Consider the following 19,934-nt stretch of genomic DNA (forward strand, 5'->3'; position numbering starts at 1 on the left):
GGGCGAGCAGCCCGACGAAGGGACGGGCGGCGGCGAGGGTGGGCTCGATCGCCCAGGAGCCGTCCGGGGCGATGTAGCCCCACAGGACGTCGCCGGAGTCCATCGAGGGGCCGCTGCCGGCGGGCAGCAGCGCCGCGCGGGCGTCGGCCCCGGCCCCTTGCAGGCGGCGGCCTTCGTACGCCGGCCGCAGCAGCCACCCGCCGTCCGCCCCGAGGACGCCCCAGCGGTTCCCGTCGGCGGACGCCAGGGCGTAGGGACGGCCCATGAAGGCGTCCGGGGGGTTGAAGGGCCCCGCGTAGTAGAACCTCCCGTCGTCGCGGCCGTCGCCGTCGCCGAGGAAGGAGCCATAACGGTCCATGTAGCGCCAGCTGCTGTGCGCCACGGACACCAGCCCGCAGCTGAAGAACATCCCCCCGCCCTCCCCGCCGACGTCGTGGGCGCGCAGGGGCTCGAACGCCAGCCGCCCCGACGCGTCAGTGACGCCCACGTACCTGTCCAGGAGATCGTCGCCCACCCAGGCGACGAGGGCGGCGCCGTCCTGGAACCCGCCCGCGCGCCCCCAGCGCGGTGCGATGGCCCACCCGCCCGAGGCGTCCACGTAGCCCCAGAGCCCGGCGGTGTCCCTTGGCTCCACCTCCCAGGGCCTGTCCGGGTCCGGCCCCCCGCCGCAGCCCGCCAGGGCGAGCGCGGCCGCGGCGGAGCCGAGCAGGAGGCCCCGGCGGGTGAGGGGGCGGCCCCCGAGGGGGGCGCGGCGTGTCGTTGCCTGCGTGTCCATGGCATGCCCTCCCCTGCGGCTACCGGTCGGTGGGCGCGGGGACGACAGGACCCCCCATCTACAATGGAGATGATAGCGTACCGGTCGGTGGGCGCGGGGACGACAGACTCGACGTGCTGCCGGTTGGTGACCTTGCCGCGCCTCCGCAGCCTCCCATGGGTCATCAGGGGCACGCTGCCTCTCCCCAACGCCACCACCGAGCCGAGGGGAGGCGTCCCCCTATCAAGGTTCGCCACCATCGCGCCCCCCACCCGTTCCGCCCGTCCCCCCATCCGCAGGGCGCCCCGCCTCCCCCATGCGGGCCCACAGGTCGCAGAGCAGGCCCGCGGCGCGCATGCGGCCGACCCTGAGCCCCGACCGGGGCATGCGCGTGCGCAGGTGGAAGAGCGACTTGCCGCGCAACATGGCCGCCATGGCGGCGCCCGCCGCCACGAGGGAGGCGGCGAGGAGGGCCTCCTGCGCCGCGTCGCCGCGGCCCACGGCGGCCTGCCGGGCCATCACCACCCCGAGGGCGGCCAGCACGACGGCCAGCGCACGGAGCGTCCAGGACCACAGGCGGCGGACGAGGCGCCCGGAGGGGGTGCCGATCCTCCTGCCGCCGCCGGATCCCCTCCTGGCGAGGCTGACCGTCCCCTCGAGGAAGCGCGCGAGGGCCTCCCGCCCGCCGGGGCCGAGGGAGGAGGCGTCGGCGGCCGCGGTCGCGGACGGCACCAGCGCCCGCCCGGGGCCGACCCACACGAGCAGGACGTCCCCGCAGACAAGAGCGCGGGACACCTCCGAGTAGGGCGCCGACCGGCCCCTCCCCCACTCGAGGCGGTCCTCGTAGAGGCGCATGGGGACCAGAGGGCTCCCAACCCCGCCATCACCGGTCACGCGGCGCAGGACGCCCCGCCGCCAGGCGACGAAGCGCTCGCCGAGGAGCAGCATGCAGATGGCATGCGCCGTCGCCCACAGGACCAGCGCCACGGCGGCGACGCCGAGCGGGGACGCGCCCACGGCGCCCGCCGCCATCGGCGCGAGGGCGACCTCGAACAGGACGAGCGACAGCAGGACAAGCGACAGCTCGCCGGCCGGGTAGGTGAGCTCCGCGGCCGTGACCCTGGCCGCCGCCCGCCGCGGGTCCCTGCCGGGGTCGACGGGCAGGTCGAAGACGGGGCGCGCGGCCCCGCGGCCCCCGTCCGCCAGGTCGGCCTCCGCGCCAGCAAAGCCCACGGCCGACCAACTCCCTCCGTCACCCGCGCGGCGCCCGTGCCGCTACCGCATCCCGCACTGCCTGACGACGCTCCGGAAGAAGCCCACCGCACCGAGCCCGCCCACGGCCGCGATCACCATGGGCCTGCCGGTCATCGCGGTGACAACGACGCACACCGCGGCGGTGGCGACGGCGAGGGCGACGAGCGCCCGGTCCGCCGCCCTGGCCAGCCCGGGGTGGCGCGGGAGCGCCAGCAGCAGGGCGCCGCTCGCCGCGAGCGGTGTGCCGAACGCGAGGAGGGTGGCACATATGCCCGCCTCCGACGCCGGGTCGCCCGCCGCCCGGCCCGCGAGCGTCAGGCACCCTATGTATACTCCCATCCCAGCGAAGACCACCCCCAGGATGGCGAACGTGACCCCAGCGAAGGCGAGGCTCCTCCTCGCCCTCCGCCCGCCGGGGCCGTACCCGGGGCCGTCTCCCCATCCGTCCCTGTGCCGCATGGGAAGCATCCTCTCCCTTCGTCGGGGCCATCCCCCTGGCGCCACCACCAGCCTAGCGCCGCTGGCGGAGCGGAGGGGCAAGAGGCGCCCGACACGCCTACATGAGCCTCCTGAGCTCCTTGAGGGCCATCCCGACCGTGGCCGGCACCTGCACGAAGAGCACGAAGAGCGGGTAGTGGGAGCGCGTGGCCACGGCGGCGGCGACCAGGACCGCGACCACGACGACCTCCATCGCCAGGGTCGCCCGGTAGGCGGCCCGCGCCATCTCCGGGCGCGACGGCACCAGAAACATGAGGACGCCGCTCGCGGCGAGGCTGGCGCCGAGGACCACGCAGGAGACGAAGAGGCCGACCCGGGGGGCGTCCAGCGTCAGGTCGTGGACCGCCTCCGGCAGCGCGTAGGCCACGGCGCCCAGGAGCGCGGTCCCGATGACCACGAACGCCACGCCGCCGCGCCGGATCGCCCCGTAGTCCGGGCCGACGCCCGGCAGCCCGCCGTCCAGGCGGAGACGGACCCTCCCGCGCCTCCTCATAGCGGCCTCCTCCCTAGGGCGCCCCATGTGCCATGGGCCCGGCGGCGGTCCGTCGCGCCAGACGCGGGCGGACGGGCCCATGGCGCCCCCGCGTCGACGGCGGCGGCCGCGACAATGCAGGCGACCCCGACGGCCACGCGCCAACTGAGCTCGCTCATCCTTGCCATCGGTCCTCCCAACTGTCACGCGCGCCCGGCGGCGGCCCGTCGCGCACCCCATCCGCCACCGCACGCGCCCCGGGGCCGCCCCTAGTACGGCGCCTCGTCGCCCACCCGGACGCCCAGGCCGTCTATGACCTGGCGGAGGGTGAAGCCCGAGGGGTCCACGCCGGCGGCGGAGAACAGGGCCCGCACGTCCATGCCATCGTAGCACCAGACGTAGCAGGTCCCCCCGTCGCAGGGCACCTCCCGCACCCACGTGGGGGCCGTCCCCCCGATGGTCAGGTCGCCCACGGCCGGGTCGACGGACACGCCGAACGCGACGGGGCGGCTCGACGTGAGGCAGGCCGAGAGGGCGTCCGCCACGACCTCGGCCGTGGTGTAGTCGTACAGGGGGTCGAGCGGGCTCGACCTCTCGCCGGGCCTCGCCACGCTCGCGCCCCAGAAGCCGGTGGCGGCGTAGCGCCCGCCCTCGCGGGCGTACGTGACCATGCGGACCGCCGGGCACTTGGGCGACCCCGAGGGCTGGACCACGAGCGCCTCGCCCGCGTCGGGGAAGTCCTCGACCACCTCGACGGCCGGGCCGCCCCCCGCGTCAGCGGAGGCCGCCTCGCCGAGCGTGTCACGCCACTCCGCGTCCTCCGGTGCGGCCGCGACAGCCCCGTCCGCCACCTCGGACCTCTCCCCCACGGACTGGGGAAGGTCGGCCGGGGAGGACGGGACAAAGGCGCACGAGTACACGCAGCCGCCCACGATCAGGGCGGGGATGGCGACGGCGACCACGGCCACGGCGATGAGGGCGGCGCGCAGCCAGCGCCGCGGGCCCCTGCTCCCGATGGGCCTCGCCCGCGTCCCGTCGCCCGCATGCATACGTCCCCCCATTGGAGCCTCTTATCCTAATCATCGTCGCCTCCAGGCGACTTTCGTCCTGTATTGCCGGCAATTGGATATGGGACATAATTTCCCGACGGCGGGGATCGCGTAATGCATGCCTTGAGGCCTAGTCCTCTCCGAGGAGGATCGCGCCCCCGCCCGACGGAGCTGCGCCAATCAGCTGGATAGCACCTTGTTGCTTCATTTCGCAAGAGGCTGCGCGCCGCCGGGACGAGGGGAGCCCCGCCATGGCGACGTGTCCCCGAGACGGAAGGAGGCAAAGATGCGCTGCTGCATAGGGATCGACCTGGCCAAGAACAGGCACCCGGCCGCGGTCATCGCGGAGGGAGGCGAGCGGCGGCTGCTCGGCTACGAGTTCCGCAACGACGGCGAGGGGTTCGCGTCCCCGCTCGTCGCGCTCTCCGAGGCCGGCGCCACGTGCGCGGAATCGGCCGACCGGCCACTACGGGAGGAGCCTGATCGCGTTCCTCGAGGCCCACGGCTACGAGGCCTTCGAGGTGAACCCTCTGCTCACCGCCAACTGGCGCAAGGCGACGGGCGTGAGGAAGGCGAGGAGCGACGCGGTCGACGCCGAGGCGCTCGCGCTGTGGCTCCTGGCCGGGAACCCCGCAGCGCGGCGCCGGTCGAAGCCCGAGACCGACGACATGAGGTCGCTGGCGAGGTCCCGCAACTCCCTGTCGCACATCGTGGGCGATTCGAAGCGCAGGGCCCACGCGATCGTCGATGTGGTCTTCCCCGAGTTCCATGGGTTTTTCGCCGACGACTTCGGGAAGGCGGGGTCGGCCGTGCCGGGCAAGTGGGGCTCGGCCGCCAACGTGGCCTCCGCGCGCGTCGACCCCGTCGAGAAGGCGATCCGCGGGGCGTCCGGCGGCAGGTTCGGCCGGGCCGACGCCGAGCGCCTGAAGGCCCTGGCCAGGTCGTCGGTCGGCCAGCACAGCGCCCCCCTCGTGCTCCGGCTGCGCCAGCTGCTCGCGCAGATCGAGTTCACGAGGGGCCAGATGGCCGAGCTCGACGCGGAGCTGGCGCGCATGGTCGGCGGCTCGCCCATCACCACGATCCCCGGCATCGGCGCCGTGTGCGCTGCGGGGATCCTCGGCGAGATAGGCGACGTGTCGCGCTTCGAGAGCGCCTCGAGGCTCGTCGCCTTCGCGGGCTGCGACCCGTCGGCGTTCGAGTCCGGCGGGTACGAGGGCCCAAAGGCCCACCTCTCGAAGCGCGGCTCGCCCTACCTGAGGTGGCACCTCTGGCTTGCCGCCGACCGGGCCAGGATGTTCGACCCCGTCCTGCGCGACTACTACATAAAGAAGCGGTCCGAGGGCAAGTGCCACAAGGTCGCCGTCAGTGCCGTGGTGCGCGAGCTGTGCGCCATCGTCTTCGCCGTGCTGAGGGACGGCAAGCCCTACGTCTGCCCGGTTGCCTAGCGGGCGGGCGCAGCCGAGACGCCTTCCCCCATCGGCCCAGGCGGCTCGCGCCGCCCGCTTCGCCATGCCCGGAAACCATGTCCCATATCCAATTGTCAAGGTGCTAGAAAAATCATCTGACCCATTGACTTTTACATAGCTGGCTCCTCTCAGGCACGGCGCACATGACACAGAGGATACGTCCTGAGGCCGTCCGGCATTCCAACACGATGGCAGAGCACAGCCTAGCCCGCGCATGCGGCAGCGAAGGCCGGCGCCGACAGGAGCTGCCGTAGGACATAGACCCAGCCGGCTGCCGCAGGAGCCTCGTCGACCCCCTCGACGCCCACTGCATTGTCGGCAACCGCCGCAATGACCAGGACCGTCATGCCGGCCAGAGCGGCCGCGTAGCCGATCTGCGGCCAGCTGAAACCCTTGCCAATGCTAGCCCTCACTCCAGTCGTTGTGCCAATGATGTTTGGGAGCTTGGAGGAAACCGAGTGCTTCACCCCTACGCCGGAGTGGGAAACTTCCCATCCATATGAAGACGTGGGGCCATCACCATTTGTATAGTTAACGGAATCTGAAATGCCCCACTTCTCCCCCCAGTGAAGAGACACCGATGTAGACAGCTTTATCTTCGTCCCAGGTATGGAGATTGACGGCGTGTTCAGGCTAATGCCAGTGGCGGAACCAGAGGCGTCCTGCTGCATCACGATCAGGCCACCGCCATTATGCTGATAAGCCTCCCCACCGACTTTGACGCCGTCAATATCCACTTCCTTTTTCTTAAGCGTCCGATCGATGCCATACACCTGATGCTTCCAGAATTCCTGCGCGTCGTTCGCCCTGTCGCCGACCCACTCCTTCGCGTCGTTCGCCCTGTCCTTGATCCACTTGCCCGCGCCGGACCAGTCCGGCCAGCCGCCGTCGACGTCCACGAGGTTCACGGGGTCGCCGAAGCAGCACGCCCAGCGGTTGAGGGTGCGGGGGGAGGCCATGTAGCCCCGCCTCGGGTCGGGCGAGCAGAACCTCCGAGCGGAGGGGTCGTAGTCGCGCAGGCGCGCGTGGAGCAGCCCCGTCGCCGGGTCGGGCGTGTACCCCGCATAGCCGAATGCGAGGCCGTCCCAGCCGCCCTGCCCGAAGGGGTCCTCCAGGAGCGTCGTGGCGAGGTCCGACGTGGTCGCCAGCGGCGTGCCGTTGGCATCGCTCACGAGGCAGGTGCCGCTCGACCACAGGGGCATCGCCCCGTCCGCGAGGGCGGGCCGCAGGTCGCCCTCGCGTCCCCAGCCCAGGGTGTTGCGCGTCGCGCGGAGGGGGTCTATCGCCCAGCCGAAGCTGCCGTCGGGCCCCTCCTGGCAGACGCGGTTGCCGAGCGCGTCGTAGCCGTAGGTGGTGGTGCCTCGCTCGTTCGTGGACGAGACGAGCCTGTCGGCCGCGTCCCACGAGAGCTCGAGGACGGGGGCGCCCTCGCCGTCGGTCACGCGCGAGAGGCGCGAGCGCGCGTCCCACTCGTAGCGCCTGACGCCCTCCGGCCCCTCGGAGCTCGCCATCCTGCCGGCCGCGTCGTAGGCGTAGGTGGTGGTGCCGCGCGGCGTGCTCGCGCGGAGCACGTTGCCCAGGGCGTCGTAGTCCCAGGCGTCCCGCTCCCTGCCGTCCTCCGACACGGAAAGGAGCCTGCCCGCCCCGTCGTACGAGTAGGCGAACTCGCTCGTCGCGCCGTCGCGGGTGACCGTCCGCGCCACCCTCCTGCCGAGGCGGTCGTAGGCGTAGCCCTCGGACAGGGCGTCGTGCCCGTCGGCGTCCCTCGCCACGAGCGAGGCCAGGTTGCCCCGCCCGTCATAGGCGTAGGAGACGCTCGTGCCGTCCGAGAACTCCCTGCGCGCGATCCGCCCGGCGTCGTCGTAGGCGTAGCGGACGCCCATGTCGCCCTGTGTGATGCCCGAGACCCTGTCGGCCCTGTCGTAGGTGTAGGTGACCTTGGGCGCCCGTGAGTGGGCCACCGAGAGCAGCCTCCCCGCCCCGTCGTACTCGTAGTCGACGGCCGTGCCGTCGCCCATGTCGGCGCGGACGGGGTGCCCCAGCCCGTCGAAGCTGACCGCCACCGACGCGCCGCCGTCGCTCACCGTGGCGTGCCGCATGTCGTGGGAGAGCGAGCCCTCCCAGACGCTTCCGTCCGGCCTGGTGACGCGCATGCTCCGGCCGTCCATGCCCACCTGCGACGTGGTGGTGCCCAGGGCGTCCTCGTGCGAGCGCAGGCTCCCGTCCCGCGCCCACGTGAAGGACTCCGTCCCGAGGGGCCCCTCGATGCGGCTCAGCCGACCACCCTTGGTATACCTGTAACGCTCCTTGAGGAGGGCGGATCCCCCCTCCGAGACGGAGACGGCGCTCGCGCGCCCCGCGGCGTCGCGCGAGACGGAGGCACGCACGCCATCGGCCGCCACGCGCACGATCCTGCCCGCCCAGTCCCGCTCGAAGGACGCCCTCTCGCCCACGGCGTTGGTGGTGGCGACGACGTCGCCGTTGGCGTTCCGCCTGGCCTCGAACAGGAGGCCCTCCCCGTCGAAGGAGGCGGTGACCCTCCCGAGCGCGTCCCGCGCCACGCTGACGTCGCCCACGCGGTTGTCGGATACGGATCTCACCCTCCCATCGAAGCCGTATCCGATCGACTGGGCCGCCCCCAGGCAGTCCGAGACCCCGACGACCCTGCCCGCATCGTCGTAGTCCCACTCGACCCACCTGCCCGTCGCGTCGGTGGCGCGGCGCAGGTGCCCCGCCTCGTCGTACGTGCACGCCAGCGTGCGGCCGTGGGAGTCCTCGGAGGACGTCAGGCGCCCCGCCTCGTCGTAGGCGGCGCTCATCCACTGGCCGTCGTCGAGCTCCGCCCTGACGACGCGCCCGGCCTCGTCACGCTCGACGCTCAGCTGGTGCTCCCCCTCGGTCACGCGGGCGAGGTCGCCCCGGGCGTCGTAGGCGTAGGACCGCGGGGCTGCGCCCTCGGCCTGCTCGGACGTGAGCCTGCCCTCCGCGTCCCAGCCATAGCGGGTCGTCCCGGACGGCGCGAGGACGCGGGTGGGCCTTCCGAGGGGGTCGCGCTCGACCCTCGTCTCCCCCTCCCCCGGCACCTGGAGCGACATGGGCTCGCACGAGGCGTTGAGGGTGATGGACGTCCGGGTGCCATCCGGGTCGACCACGGAGAGGCCGCCCCCGTCCTCGTCCCAGGAGACCGCAAACGCGTTGCCCTCCCCGTCCGTCACCGAGGTGGGGAGCCCGTCCTCGTATGAGACCGAGAGGAGGCGCCTGCCGGCGACCGTCACCCCGCTGACCCTGCGGCCGTCCCTCTCGATGTCCACGCCGGCACCGCTCGGGAGCTCCATCCTGCTCACGTCACCCGCCTCGTCGTAGTCCCAGCGCGTGCGGGCGCCCGCACCGTCCAGGCGCCCCTCCCAGAGGTTTCTCGCCGTGTAGGTGTAGCGCTCAGAGACGGGACCCCTCCTGACCTCCGTGGTCCTGCCCTGCTCATCCTGGGCGAACGCCTCGTGCCCGGAGCGCGCCGACTCGTGCGTCGTGCTGTCGGTGGCATACGAGAAGGCGTCCTCACCCTGCCCCGCCAGCCGCTGGCGCGCGACGCGGCCGTGGGCGTCGTAGGACTGCCTGAGCTTCCATCTGCCCGTCGGGTCGACGACGCCGCACAGGCGGCCCTGCTCGTCGTAGGCATAGCCCCAGGTGGCGCCGTCCGGCTTGGTGACAGACGCCAGGAGGTCGCCCTCGTAGGCATAGCTCACCTCGCGACCGGCGTGGTCGCGGACGAGCACGACGTGCGCCCCGGCGTAGGTGACGTCGGCGTGCCTGCTACCGCCGCCGGTCTCGAGGCGGACGGGGAGCCCGGCCTCGTCGCGACGCACGACGGAGGTGACGCCCAAGGGGTCGCGCACCTCGACGAGCCTGCCGTCCCCGTCGAAGGCCCGGCTCGTGCCGTCCGGGCGCTCGAGGACGTAGGAGTCGCCCTCCCGCGTGATGGTCTCCTCCACCTCGTCGACCGTCTTCCACGTCCCATCGGCGGCGTCGGGCGCGAAGGCGCGCCGCCTGCCGTCCGGGCGCAGATGGGTGACGAGGGCGCCATCGAACGCCAGGCGCTCGTCGAGCGTGCTTGACCAGCCGAGGCCGAAGAGGCCCACGTCGGGGGAGTCCGAGTTGTACATCCTCTCCACCGAGGCGCCCGGCGCCCCACCCAGCCTGAGGTCGAGCTCCGGGTAGATGAAGTTGCCCGTGACCATGTTGACGGGGTCGCCGCCGTAGGCGCAGCTGCTGTTGGCGAGGCCGCGCATGGCCGCTGCCGCCCCCGCGGACTTGGCGTAGTTCGCGACGGCCTTGGCCGTGGCGTTCTCCCTCATCGCGGGCTCGTTTGGGTCGAGCTTGGACATGCCTGCGGTGATCTTGCTCACGAGGGAGGACACGCCGCTGAGGTAGGCGTCCCAGTCTCCCGAGAACGTCTCGAGCTTCCCCTTGGCGTCCTTGACCGCGGCCTCCGCGGCGTCGTCCACGCTGAGGGAGCAGGTCTTGAGCTGCGAGAGGATGCCGCGCACGTCCGCGATCACCGGCCCCACCCTGTCCAGCGCCTCCCCGAGGGCCGTCACGTCGCCCCTCACGCCGCCGGCGGCACCGTCGTCGAGCACGAGCCTGGCACCACCGGAGTCCCCCGAGCCTCCCAGGGAGGCGGGAAGAGCCTCGGCCTTGCCGCGCAGCGCCCTGGCGTCCTTCGCGACGTCGTCGAGCAGGTCCCCGACCGAGGATATGTCATCGGACAAGCCCTGCTCGACCTGGTTGGCGACGATGTCGATGCGGTTCGCCCACTCGTCAGCGGCGCCGCCCTCCCACGCTCCCTTGACGCCACCGCTCACACCGGTGAGGCTGGCCTTCTGGTTGCCGACTTCCCGGGCGGCGGCGTGGTACTTGCCCGCGGCGCTCTCGCACTCGCCTATGGTCAGCTTGATGCTCATGCACGTCTCCTTGCGCTTCGGTGACCGTTGTTCCCTGGGTTGGCTCCTACTCCACCGGCGTTGGCCGCTTGCCGCCGCCCGAGCCTTGCGACCCGGACTCCATGGAGCTGGCCGCCTTGTCGTCCGCCTCCTTGTACGTCTCGTTCGACTTTGCGATCGACCCCGACTCCGCCCTGAGGATCCGCGCGGCCGCCTGCGTGAACTTCACGAGGGTGCCCGAGGCGGCCGAGAAGGAGCCGCGGCCGTCCCCCTCCCAGGCGCCGAGTAGCGCGCTCGAGGCGTCGCTCAGGGACTTGGCCTGGCCGTCCATGCCGTCCGCCAACGTGCCCAGCTTCTGCGAGGCCGCGCTCAGGGCCCCGTGGTCGACCACTATCGTCTTGCCCGCCATATCTGATCCTCCGCTTCCCCGGCTGCCGGGATGCAGGACAAGCTACTTGCTGCTCGCTTCCTGCTCCCTCTGCCGCTCCTCCGCTTCCTTCCTGTCCTGCTCGGCGTGGTAGGCCCTGTCCTCCTCCTGGTACGCCTTGAGCGTGGACTGCAGGTCCGCCCGCTTGGCGCGGATGTCGGACGCGATCTTGCCCCGTGCGTCGCGCACGCCCTTCGAGTAGATGTCGCTCGAGACGCTCGCCGTGGAGACCTCCACGGCCGTGCCGACCGCGCTCGCGAGGCCCTGCGTCGCCTCCTCTATGCCCGAGGCGGCGGTGTCGAGCCCGGGGAGCCCCTCCTCGGCCCGCGCGAGCGTGTTGAGGTCCGCGTTGACGTTCCCGATGTCAGCGCATCTGCATGCCATGTCGTCCGTCCTTCCCGTGTCGTGAGGCGATGCCGCCTGGGTGCGGCCGCCCGCCAGGTGGCCCATTGCCCCCGCAACGTTCCCGTACACCCTTGTACACCTCAGCCCACCTGGTCGCATCCCAGACGCGGCCGTCTCCGCACGCCCTCCACGAGTCCGGCCCAGAGCGGCGACATGCCGCACGGGACGACCCACGGCTGGTCGGCGCCACCCTCGGTTACGTCGAGGCCGAGGGCCGGCTCCTACGCCAGCCCGAGCGCCGTCAGGAGCCACATCGGGAAGAGGACGGCGAACACGGCCCCGCCGCACACGGCGAGGACGAAGAGGCTCCTCTGCCAGCCGGCGAGGCCGTCCCACCACCAGCCGAAGCGCCCCCAGGTAGAGCCTCTGTATGCGGCGTCGAGGTGGGACACCAGGTCCCCTACCGCTCGGCGTCGCTCACCACGCCCTACCGCATGAGCAGCACGACGAGCAGGTACGTCGCGAGGGAGAGCACCGCGATGAACGCCAGCGCGAGGAGGAGCTGCTCCCACACGGGGAGCGCCCCCACCCGGTCGTCGAGGGTCTGGCGCCGCGCCCCGTGGGGGCCCGGGACCCCCTCGGGCAGGTCGCGCTCCGCCGACACGAGCGCGCCGTGGGAGCGCGCGGCCCCGTAGAGCGCCGACAGGGCGTCGCCGTGGGAGACGTGCGTGAGCGGGAAGGAGGTGACCCTCCTGCCACCCGCCATCACGTAGATGCCCCGACCGTCGTCGGAGATGCCGTCCCTGGATGGCCGTTTGTCCCCCATCCAGCGCGTAACGATACCGGGGCGAGACGACCACAGCCGTCTCGCACCCAAAGCGGAGCATCTCACATGTCATGGGCGAGTGTGGCGCGGCCATGCAAGGTTGCACCCCCTTAGCGTCACGACAGCAGAGATGCCACGCACAGTAGGACGAGCATCAACGCGGCCATGAACGCCACGATGGACGCGAGCACGACCAGCCCCTGCCGCCAACCAGAGAGGCCCTCAAACCAGCGGCGGGCCGGGCCCCAGGGGGAGAGTCCCGGCGGCAGCTCCAGGGGCGAGGCAACGGGTATGCCGCGCCTGCGCGCCGCGTCGAGGAGCAGGCTCGGGGAGGCCCCTCCCCCGAGGCTGCCCCTCTGGACGGAGAGCACCCTCCTGCCGCCCGACACGAGGGTGATGACGTCGTAGTCGTCGAGGGTGTGGCTCGGGGCGACGCCCACGGCGTCGAGGGAGCCCCACGGCACGTCCCGGTCGGGGAGCAGCATGCGCCTCAGGTGGACGCCATCGTCGTCGACCTCCAGGCGCCAGCGGGAGTAGTAGACGGCAAAGGCCAGGCAGAGCGCGGCGACGCCGAGGATGACGGGCAGGGCCCCCGCCGCCGTGGGGTTGCCCTTGTACAGGGTGTAGGCGCAGAAGGCAGCGCCGAGGAGGAAGCCCGCCGCACAGACGCGGAACACGGCCGGATAGGCCCGGGGCATCCTGTAGGAGGGCCTGTCCGGGTCCCCCGGGGGCTCGCCCCCCTCGCGGCGGGCCAGCACCGTCACGAGGGCCAGGATGGCGACCACAACCCCTGTCGATATGAACTGCATAGCTTCCTCACGCTCCCTACTTTAGGCGCACCCGCCACGGACGAACTGGTCAAGCTGTCTCACCAAATCTGCGTACCCCTGTGACTGGCTGACGCCATCCTTGGTGATATCGAGATGGAACTGAGAGATAACAAAAAGTAGGTTCTTGACTCCGTTCTCAGCACCAAACTCTTCGGCTGCCCTAACACCCGCGGTCCCCCATGCCCATCCACCAACTGTGGGAACTGCATTCAATGCCCCTCCTACGAGAGAGTGAATACCAATCGTACGGATATCGCCAGGATTACCAGTCTCGCGCATGTTTAGATAGACATCACTAGCGGCTTGTGATGCAGCACCCACCGCAAATCCTGCCAAAACCTGTGTACCAAGTGACACACCACACGTAAGCCCTGCGACTGCGCCACAAGCAGCGCCCTGTCCGCCTGCCGCTGCAACCTTGCCAAACCAATCCACCTGGTCGAGCGACTTATGCTCCACCATGATTTCTTTCGCCGCTTCCATTCCACCACCTGCAAAAAATCCAATTGCGGCACCAAACAGAACAGTAGGAAATCTACCAGTAACATCACAGTAGCGCGTGGGGTTGGACGCGGCGTAGGCGTAGCGGTTGAGCGTGTGGGGCCTGTCGGGCGCGCCCCCCACGGGGTCCGGGGAGAGGAAGCGCCCGAGGCGCGGGTCGTAGAGGCGCGTGGGCGAGGCGAGCAGGCCCGTGGCCGGATCGGCCACGTAGCCGAACGCGCCGAGGGGCACGAGCGGGTCGGACGCCAGCGGCACGCCGAAGGGCGTCGATCCCAGCGCGGCACCGAACTCCCCGCCGCGGCAGACGCGCAGCGCCTGGCCGAGCAGGTCGCACATGACCGGCTCGAGGGCGCCGCCGGCGGGGTCGACGGCGCCGACGCAGCCGGCCGGCGTCTGCAGGTAGACGCGCTCCCCCGCCGCCGTGCGCCTGCGCACGAGCGAGTGGAGGGGCGCCGACGGGTCGTGCAGGTCCTCCGAGAGGCCCCCCACGCCGCGCGGGCGGCCGAGCGGGTCGCGCAGGTGGCGGCGGCGGCCGCCGCCGGCCCACTCCGTCGAGAGCGGCCGGCCCGCGTCGTCCAGCGAGAGCAGCGACGCGCCGCCCGGACCCTCGACGGAGGCGAGGCAGCCCGCCCCGTCGTAGGCGTAGCGCGTCGTCCCGCCCTCGCCGCGCAGCTCCACGAGCCTGTCGGCGGCGTCGTAGGCATACGAGGCCCCCAGCGAGGACACCCTGTTGCCGCGGCCGTCGTAGGCGTAGCGCTCCAGCTCCTCGCCGTCGCGCGAGACGCCCACGAGGCGCCCCGCGGCGTCGTAGGAGAGCTCGAAGCGGCCGGACTGCCCGGGGGCGCCCCAGCGCTCGGCGACGAGCGCCACGAGGTCGTCGCGGGCGTCCCACTCGTAGGCGAGGGTGTCGCGGTGCCCGGCGGCGTCCACCAGCTCCATCGACGCCAGGCGGCCCGCCGGGTCGAGCGCGACGGACTGCGAGGAGCCGTCCGACCAGCGGCGGCGCGACAGGTTGCCGCGCCCGTCGTAGTCGAGCTCCACCCAGCCGCCGCCGGCCTCCACGCGCACGAGGCGGCCGAGGCCGTCGTGGCGGTAGCGGATCTCCGTGCCGTCCACGTCGAGCAGGGCCCTGTTGCCCCGCTCGTCGTACGCCCACCCGAGGCGCGCGCCGTCCGGGTGCCTCACGGCCGTGGGCCGCCCGGCGGCGTCCACCTCGATGCGCGAGGCGCCGCTCCCATCGGCGGCCTCCACGAGGTTACCCGCCGCGTCATAGGCGTAGCGGTGCTCCCCGGCGGGGCCGCGATCGGCCACCGTGCGCCCCATGGCGTCGTACGACCACTCGTGCACGACGCCACCGTCGTCCCTGCGACAGACGTTGCCCGCCGCGTCGTACCCGAAGCGGGACATGCGCCCCGTGGGATCCTCGATGGACGTGACGCGCCCGAGGGCGTCGCGCACGTACCTGGCGGGGCCCTCGCTGCCGGGCCTCAGCACCTCGGCGGCCTCGCCCGCGGGGTCCAGCACGCTCGCCGTCCTGTTGCCCGCCGCGTCCGTGACGGCCGCGAACCTGCCGTCCGGCCCGTAGGAGAAGCGCAGCTCGCCGTCGATGCCGTCCTCGGACGTCCTGTTGCCCGCCGCGTCCAGCCGCCAGCGGTAGCCGCGCCCGAGCGAGTCCTCCCGGGAGACGAGCCTGCCGCGCCCGTCGTACGCGAAGTCGATGGCGTAGTCCCCGTTCACGACGAGGCGCTTCTGGCGCCCCGCCGCGTCGTACTCGTACCGGACGCTCGAGCCGTCCGCGAACCTCCTCTCAAAGAGCCTGCCGGCCGCATCGTAGGAGCGCTCCTCCCCGTCGCGCGGGCCCCGGGCCGAGGCGAGCCGCCCCGCCGCGTCCCACGTGTAGGAGTTCGTGCCGGCGGGCCCCTCGATGCCGACGATGTTGTCGTCGGCGTCCAGGCTCAGCCCCGTCCTCCCACCGCCCGGCAGCGTGAGGGCGGCGAGGCGCATCGCCGCGTCGTAGCCGAAGCTCGTCTTGCCCCCGTCCGGCCAGGCGAGGGAGAGGAGCTCCCCGCGAGGGCCGTACTCCCACCGCACCTCGGAGCCGTCCGGCCCCGTCTCGGAGCCGACCCTGCCCGCGTCGTCGCGCCGCAGCTCGGTCCTGTTTCCGAGTGCGTCCGTGCGCGCGACCACCCTGCCGGAGGCATCGCGCTCCCACGTCTCGGTCCCCCCGCGCGGGGACTCGTGCGCCACCAGGCGGCAGCGGGCGTCCCACCGCCAGCGCTCCGTCGAGCCGTCGGGCCGCGTCACGGACGCCAGGTCGCCCCAGGCGTCCCACCCGTACCGGGTGACGTGCCCGCCCTCGTCCACGAGGCGCGTGGGCAGCCTCGAGGGGCCGGCGTAGTCCCACGACCGCGACGAGCCGTCGGCGAACGTGACGCGCACAAGCCTGCGCATGGCGTCCCACCTGAGCCCCACCGTCGACCCCGAGCCATCGGAGACCTGCACGGGCAGGCCCCTGTCGTCAGACGTGGAGCGGAGGGTCACGTCCCCGCCCGCCTCCACGCTCCTCGGCAGCACGCCGCCGTCCCACGTGGCGCGCGCCTCGCGCCCGGTGGGGTCGCGTAGGGAGGTCGCCCTGCCGGAGCGGTCGCGCGACCACGACCAAGACGCCCCGCTGGGCGCCCTCAGCCCCGTCAGGTAGTCGCGCGCGTCGTAGGAGCGCGCCCTGGCGAGGCCGAGCTCGTTGACGCTGAGCGTGCTGCGCCCCGCGGAGTCGCTGCGATGGAGCGTCACCGAGCCGTCGCGCTCGGTGACCTCGACGGCGTCCCCGTCCCAGCGGTAGGAGACCTCGCCCCCCGGCAGCAGCTGGGAGAGCACCCGCCCGTCCTGGTCATAGGCGTTCGAGCAGATGAGGCGTCCCTCCTCGTCGCGGAGCTCCGCCAGCAGGTCCTCCTCGTTGGAGAAGGCGATCGCTGCTCCGGTCTCGTCCGTGACGCCCGCGAGCATGCCGCCCGCGTCGTAGGAGAGGGAGACGGAGCGTCCCGTGTCATCGGAGACGGACTCGAGCCTGCCGCCCTCGCCGTACGAGAACGACAGGGTCAGCTCGCGCACGACGGCCCGGCGGACCCTCCCCTCGGGGTCGCGCTCGAGCGTCGTCGCCCTCCCGAACGCGTCGACGACGGAGCCGAGCCCACCATGCTTGTCGAAGTACCACTGCTCCCCACGACGGCCCTCGAGCCTCCACCCCCTGCCGAGGCGGGACACGTGCTCGTCCCGGCCGCGCGACTCGGACCAGACCCCCTCGGAGATGGCGACGAACCGCTCGGTCGAGCCGTCCCCCCAGGTGACGGCGATGCCATCTGGCCCGTCCTCGAGCGACGCCTCCAGGCCGTGGCGCCAGCCGGGCCCCAGCGCGCCCGCCTCGCGCCTGAGGGAGTTGTAGGTGAGCGTGAGCGCGGGTCTGCCGCCGTAGGGGAAGTACCCCCTCGCCCACGTGAAGTTCCCGTTGACGAGGCTCACGGGGTCGCCGCCGTACTCCGTGTTCTCGTCGCTGCCCTGCTGCCCGCCCGGCGCGCTGCCGGCGATGGTCTCGGCGACCTTGGCCGTCTTCTCGTCGAGGTCGGCAAACGTACTGTCATCGAGCTCGCCCCAGCTGCTGGTCTCGGAGTTCCAGCCCGCGGCCGAGATCGCCCCCATGGCCTTCTGGGCCGTGTCGATGAGGTCGGAGAGGTCGACGTCCCCATAGATGCCGTTCGTCTGCTCGCAGTACTGGTAGATGCGCGAGAGCATCGCGCCCGCCTCGCTGGCGGCCTGCTCCTGCTCGGCCCTGTCCGACTTGTAGGAGGCCTCCTGCTCCTCGGAGCAGCCTCCCTCGGAGCTCGCGGCCTGGTTGTGGTCTGAGTCGAGCTTCTCGATGGCGGAGTTCGCGGCGTCCTGCTTCTGTTTCCACTCGTCCTCGCTCACCCTGTCCACGCCTCCGAAGAAGCCCGAGAGCGCCCCGGAGACCTGGGTGTCGATCTGCGAGACTCGTGCGGCAGCCGTGCTCAGCGCCGTTAGCACCGACGCGTATGCCGCGAAGCGCTTCTTGGCCGCCGCGTACCCGGCCCCCGAGAGCCCGTCGTCTCCGACGAGGCCATTGATGGCCTCGACGCGCGACTTGGCCTCCTCGCACAGGTCGCCTATGCCCTTGTCCTTGCCGTCTATCTGCCCCGTGACGGCGTTCGGTCTAATCTCGATTCCCACGTCAGCCTCCTCAGTCCTGCGTATGGGTGGTATCGCTCACGAGCGCCCTCATGCGGGCGGCTATCCCGTCGTAGCGGGCGTCAAGCAGGGAGATCCTCGCGCGTCCCCTCTCTTCCTCCGCCTCATGGGCTCGCTCGAGCTTCGCGCACGCGTCGCGGTGCAGCTCCTCGAGGCGGGCGTGCGACGCCCTGAACCATGGGTCGCGGGGTATCCCCGCGCCCATCTCCCCTATGAGCAGGCCACGCCGGACGATCGCCGCGTCCTCGTCCTCGTGCCTCGCCCGCATCGCGACAACCCCGGCATGCGCGGCATCCATCTCCGCGTCGATGCGGCGCAGGGCGCCGCGCAGAGCGTCCACCTCCCTCTCGTAGTCCCCCTCCATCAGAAGTTCTCCGCACTGTTCTGGTCGGCCTGGCTGATCGCGTTGCCGGCGGCCTCCAGGTTGTCCGCGTCCGCAGAGAGCCCCTCGAACGCCTTGCCGGCAATGGAGAAGACCTGCTGCGCCGTGGAGGTGACCCCCGCCTCGGCCTGCGTGTTGTCATCGCCCACGCTATCCACCGTGGGCGCCGACCAGGATGACTTCATTGCCTGCGCGTGCTGCTGCGCCTGCCCGTTTTGGGCGATCGTTCCATCCGCCATGCGAGTCTCCTCTTCACTCGTGTCCTTCCGTCGCCCCACGCCCTTGCCGCGTGTGGCGTCCTTGCCGGTATGTCCCTCCTATGGGCCCCAGTCATCGTCGTCGGAGACCGCCACGAACTTCGACGGCCTCGCCTGGGCGTCGCGTATGTAGTAGCCCCCGCCCTCGCCCATGCTCTCCCTCAGCCGGGAGGCCGGCGTGACCACCTGGAGCGCATAGGCGCTTGCCAACCCAGGGCCAAGCCAGATCACGCCATTGCGGAACATCAGGCGCTGGCCCCACTGGTGCGCCTGTATGGCGTTCAGGTCCGAGGCGGACGCCGCCGCAAGCAGCAGCGTGTCCCCGCGCCCCCCATCGCACACGGCCGAGACCAGCTGGGCCTCATCCGGCCCATCGAAGGCGCTGCGGGCGTCCAGCACGAGCACGAGGCGCCTCCCGCCATCCCCCTCATGCGAGCTGAGCGCCATGGCGGCGGGGCCGGAAAGCGCCCACCACGGGGCGGCGCCCAGGATCCCGGCCGGGTCAACGACGATGACGTCCCACCCGAGCTCGTGGGCCACCGCCGCACACGCCTGCATGAACGGGACGCACTGAAACGCCTGCGTCGCACACACGAGGTTGGCATGCTCCCTGTCCTTCCCAAGGACCACGGGCATGAAGTCATCGCCCCTGACGCCCACCGGCAGCCCGCCGCCATAGTCGCCCCGCGGGAGGAGGGGCGGCGTGAGCACCTCGGGAAGGCTGGGAACCCGCCTCGCCATGGCGGAGCCCCGCCCCCGCCTGTCGATCTCGCCCGCGACGCGCTCCAGGATCGCCGTCTGAACGGGCACGCCCTCCCCGCAGGCATAGGCACACTGGAACATGTAGAGGTCATCGCCCTGCCGCACGAGGCCCCGGCCATCACCCTCCGGGAGGGCGGCCCCGCGGATGCTGCCGAGTATCGCCAGGTAGTCGGACTCATCGGCAAGCGCCATCACGAGGGACTGGCCCACGTTGGCCCGCATGCGGAACCGCACGTCGCGCTGGGTGTCCGCGAGCAGCACGAAGTGCATCCCATAGCGCGGCCCCTCGCGCATGAGCGAGTCGAGCCGGTCCTCGACGCTCGGGACGAGCTCGAAGAGCTCCGCGACCCCGTTGAGCACGACCGCGATGGAGTACATCCGGTCGGCGCCGTCGTGCCGCGCGTTATAGTCGCCCAGCCCCGCATAGCCCCTGCCGAGCGCCGCTCGCCTGTCCGACATGGTCTTTCGCAGGTACTTGAAGAGGTTGGAGACCCTCTCCGCATCGTTGGCGGGTATGGCGTCGGGCACCTGCGGGGCGCCGTCGAACGCGAGCAGTGCGCCGGCGCCCGCGTCGACGACGTATGCGCACACCTCGTTCGGGTCGGCGTCCAGCATGTTCCACAGCAGGGAGACGGCGAGGTCCTCCTTGCCCGACGAGGCGTGGCCATAGATGGCCACGTTCCCCTCCCTGGAGAGCGGCAGCGCCAGGGCGCGCTTCTCCTGGCGGGCCGGGTCGTCCACCTCGCCCACGAGGGGGTCGAGCTCCCAGGGGGCGTCGCCTGCGCGGGCGTCGGGATAGCGGGACCTGAGGGCGGCCACCGTGGGGTGCGGCTCCAAGGGGTCGAGCCAAAGCCTGCGGGCGGCCCTGCCGCCTGCGACGCGGCGCAGCTCGCCCAGCACGGCGTCGAGCTCGGTCA

At 72.0% G+C, this 19,934-nt stretch carries 15 protein-coding genes and 1 pseudogene; 1 reads left to right on the forward strand and 15 read right to left on the reverse strand.

Annotated features, from left to right (window positions below):
• The 5 genes from HMPREF1316_RS02570 to HMPREF1316_RS02590 form a co-directional block, all read right to left on the reverse strand.
• A partial coding sequence (locus HMPREF1316_RS02570; protein WP_198009553.1) for a WG repeat-containing protein occupies window positions 1-634 on the reverse strand: 634 nt, incomplete at its 3' end.
• A 363-nt stretch (window positions 635-997) separates the two neighbouring features.
• Window positions 998-1,987 carry a hypothetical protein gene (locus HMPREF1316_RS02575; protein ID WP_021725356.1) on the reverse strand — a complete coding sequence of 330 codons (990 nt, stop codon included), beginning with the start codon at window positions 1,985-1,987 and terminating at the stop codon, window positions 998-1,000.
• A gap of 42 nt (window positions 1,988-2,029) precedes the next feature.
• Window positions 2,030-2,347, reverse strand: a complete 318-nt coding sequence (locus HMPREF1316_RS02580; RefSeq protein ID WP_156900972.1) for a hypothetical protein — start codon at window positions 2,345-2,347, stop codon at window positions 2,030-2,032.
• Window positions 2,348-2,564: 217 nt separating this feature from the next.
• Window positions 2,565-2,999: a hypothetical protein gene (locus HMPREF1316_RS02585; protein WP_021725361.1), complete on the reverse strand. Its 435-nt coding sequence runs from the start codon at window positions 2,997-2,999 to the stop codon at window positions 2,565-2,567.
• A gap of 248 nt (window positions 3,000-3,247) precedes the next feature.
• Window positions 3,248-4,027: a hypothetical protein gene (locus tag HMPREF1316_RS02590; protein ID WP_021725360.1), complete on the reverse strand. Its 780-nt coding sequence runs from the start codon at window positions 4,025-4,027 to the stop codon at window positions 3,248-3,250.
• Window positions 4,028-4,497: 470 nt separating this feature from the next.
• On the opposite strand from HMPREF1316_RS02590, the pseudogene HMPREF1316_RS02595 reads away from it, so the two are divergent.
• Window positions 4,498-5,472: pseudogene (locus HMPREF1316_RS02595) on the forward strand (IS110 family RNA-guided transposase); the annotation flags it as partial.
• 224 nt (window positions 5,473-5,696) lie between these two features.
• Here HMPREF1316_RS02595 and HMPREF1316_RS02600 read toward each other — a convergent pair.
• The 10 genes from HMPREF1316_RS02600 to HMPREF1316_RS02640 all read right to left on the reverse strand — a co-directional run.
• On the reverse strand, window positions 5,697-10,451 hold the full coding sequence (locus tag HMPREF1316_RS02600; protein ID WP_021725365.1) for a DUF6531 domain-containing protein: 4,755 nt from the start codon (window positions 10,449-10,451) through the stop codon (window positions 5,697-5,699).
• A 46-nt stretch (window positions 10,452-10,497) separates the two neighbouring features.
• Window positions 10,498-10,839 (reverse strand): WXG100 family type VII secretion target, encoded by a 342-nt coding sequence (locus tag HMPREF1316_RS02605; protein WP_021725367.1) that lies wholly within the window; start codon window positions 10,837-10,839, stop codon window positions 10,498-10,500.
• A 42-nt stretch (window positions 10,840-10,881) separates the two neighbouring features.
• Window positions 10,882-11,307 (reverse strand): hypothetical protein, encoded by a 426-nt coding sequence (locus tag HMPREF1316_RS02610; RefSeq protein ID WP_040651011.1) that lies wholly within the window; start codon window positions 11,305-11,307, stop codon window positions 10,882-10,884.
• 176 nt (window positions 11,308-11,483) lie between these two features.
• On the reverse strand, window positions 11,484-11,654 hold the full coding sequence (locus tag HMPREF1316_RS13955; protein WP_021725363.1) for a hypothetical protein: 171 nt from the start codon (window positions 11,652-11,654) through the stop codon (window positions 11,484-11,486).
• Window positions 11,655-11,689: 35 nt separating this feature from the next.
• Window positions 11,690-12,028 carry a hypothetical protein gene (locus HMPREF1316_RS02615; protein ID WP_021725355.1) on the reverse strand — a complete coding sequence of 113 codons (339 nt, stop codon included), beginning with the start codon at window positions 12,026-12,028 and terminating at the stop codon, window positions 11,690-11,692.
• A gap of 116 nt (window positions 12,029-12,144) precedes the next feature.
• Complete coding sequence (locus tag HMPREF1316_RS02620; RefSeq protein WP_021725357.1) at window positions 12,145-12,837, reverse strand: hypothetical protein; 693 nt, start codon at window positions 12,835-12,837, stop codon at window positions 12,145-12,147.
• Window positions 12,838-12,858: 21 nt separating this feature from the next.
• Window positions 12,859-17,598 (reverse strand): RHS repeat-associated core domain-containing protein, encoded by a 4,740-nt coding sequence (locus tag HMPREF1316_RS02625; protein ID WP_021725364.1) that lies wholly within the window; start codon window positions 17,596-17,598, stop codon window positions 12,859-12,861.
• A 10-nt stretch (window positions 17,599-17,608) separates the two neighbouring features.
• Complete coding sequence (locus HMPREF1316_RS02630; RefSeq protein WP_021725370.1) at window positions 17,609-17,980, reverse strand: hypothetical protein; 372 nt, start codon at window positions 17,978-17,980, stop codon at window positions 17,609-17,611.
• The gene (locus HMPREF1316_RS02635) at window positions 17,980-18,237 is read right to left on the reverse strand and encodes a hypothetical protein (RefSeq protein ID WP_021725369.1); all 258 of its coding nucleotides are present in this window, start codon (window positions 18,235-18,237) and stop codon (window positions 17,980-17,982) included. The genes HMPREF1316_RS02630 and HMPREF1316_RS02635 overlap by 1 nt, the downstream gene beginning before the upstream one ends.
• A gap of 78 nt (window positions 18,238-18,315) precedes the next feature.
• A partial coding sequence (locus HMPREF1316_RS02640) for an FtsK/SpoIIIE domain-containing protein (protein WP_021725354.1) occupies window positions 18,316-19,934 on the reverse strand: 1,619 nt, incomplete at its 5' end.

It is taken from the genome of Olsenella profusa F0195 (assembly GCF_000468755.1).
Taxonomy (GTDB): Bacteria; Actinomycetota; Coriobacteriia; order Coriobacteriales; family Atopobiaceae; genus Olsenella_F; species Olsenella_F profusa.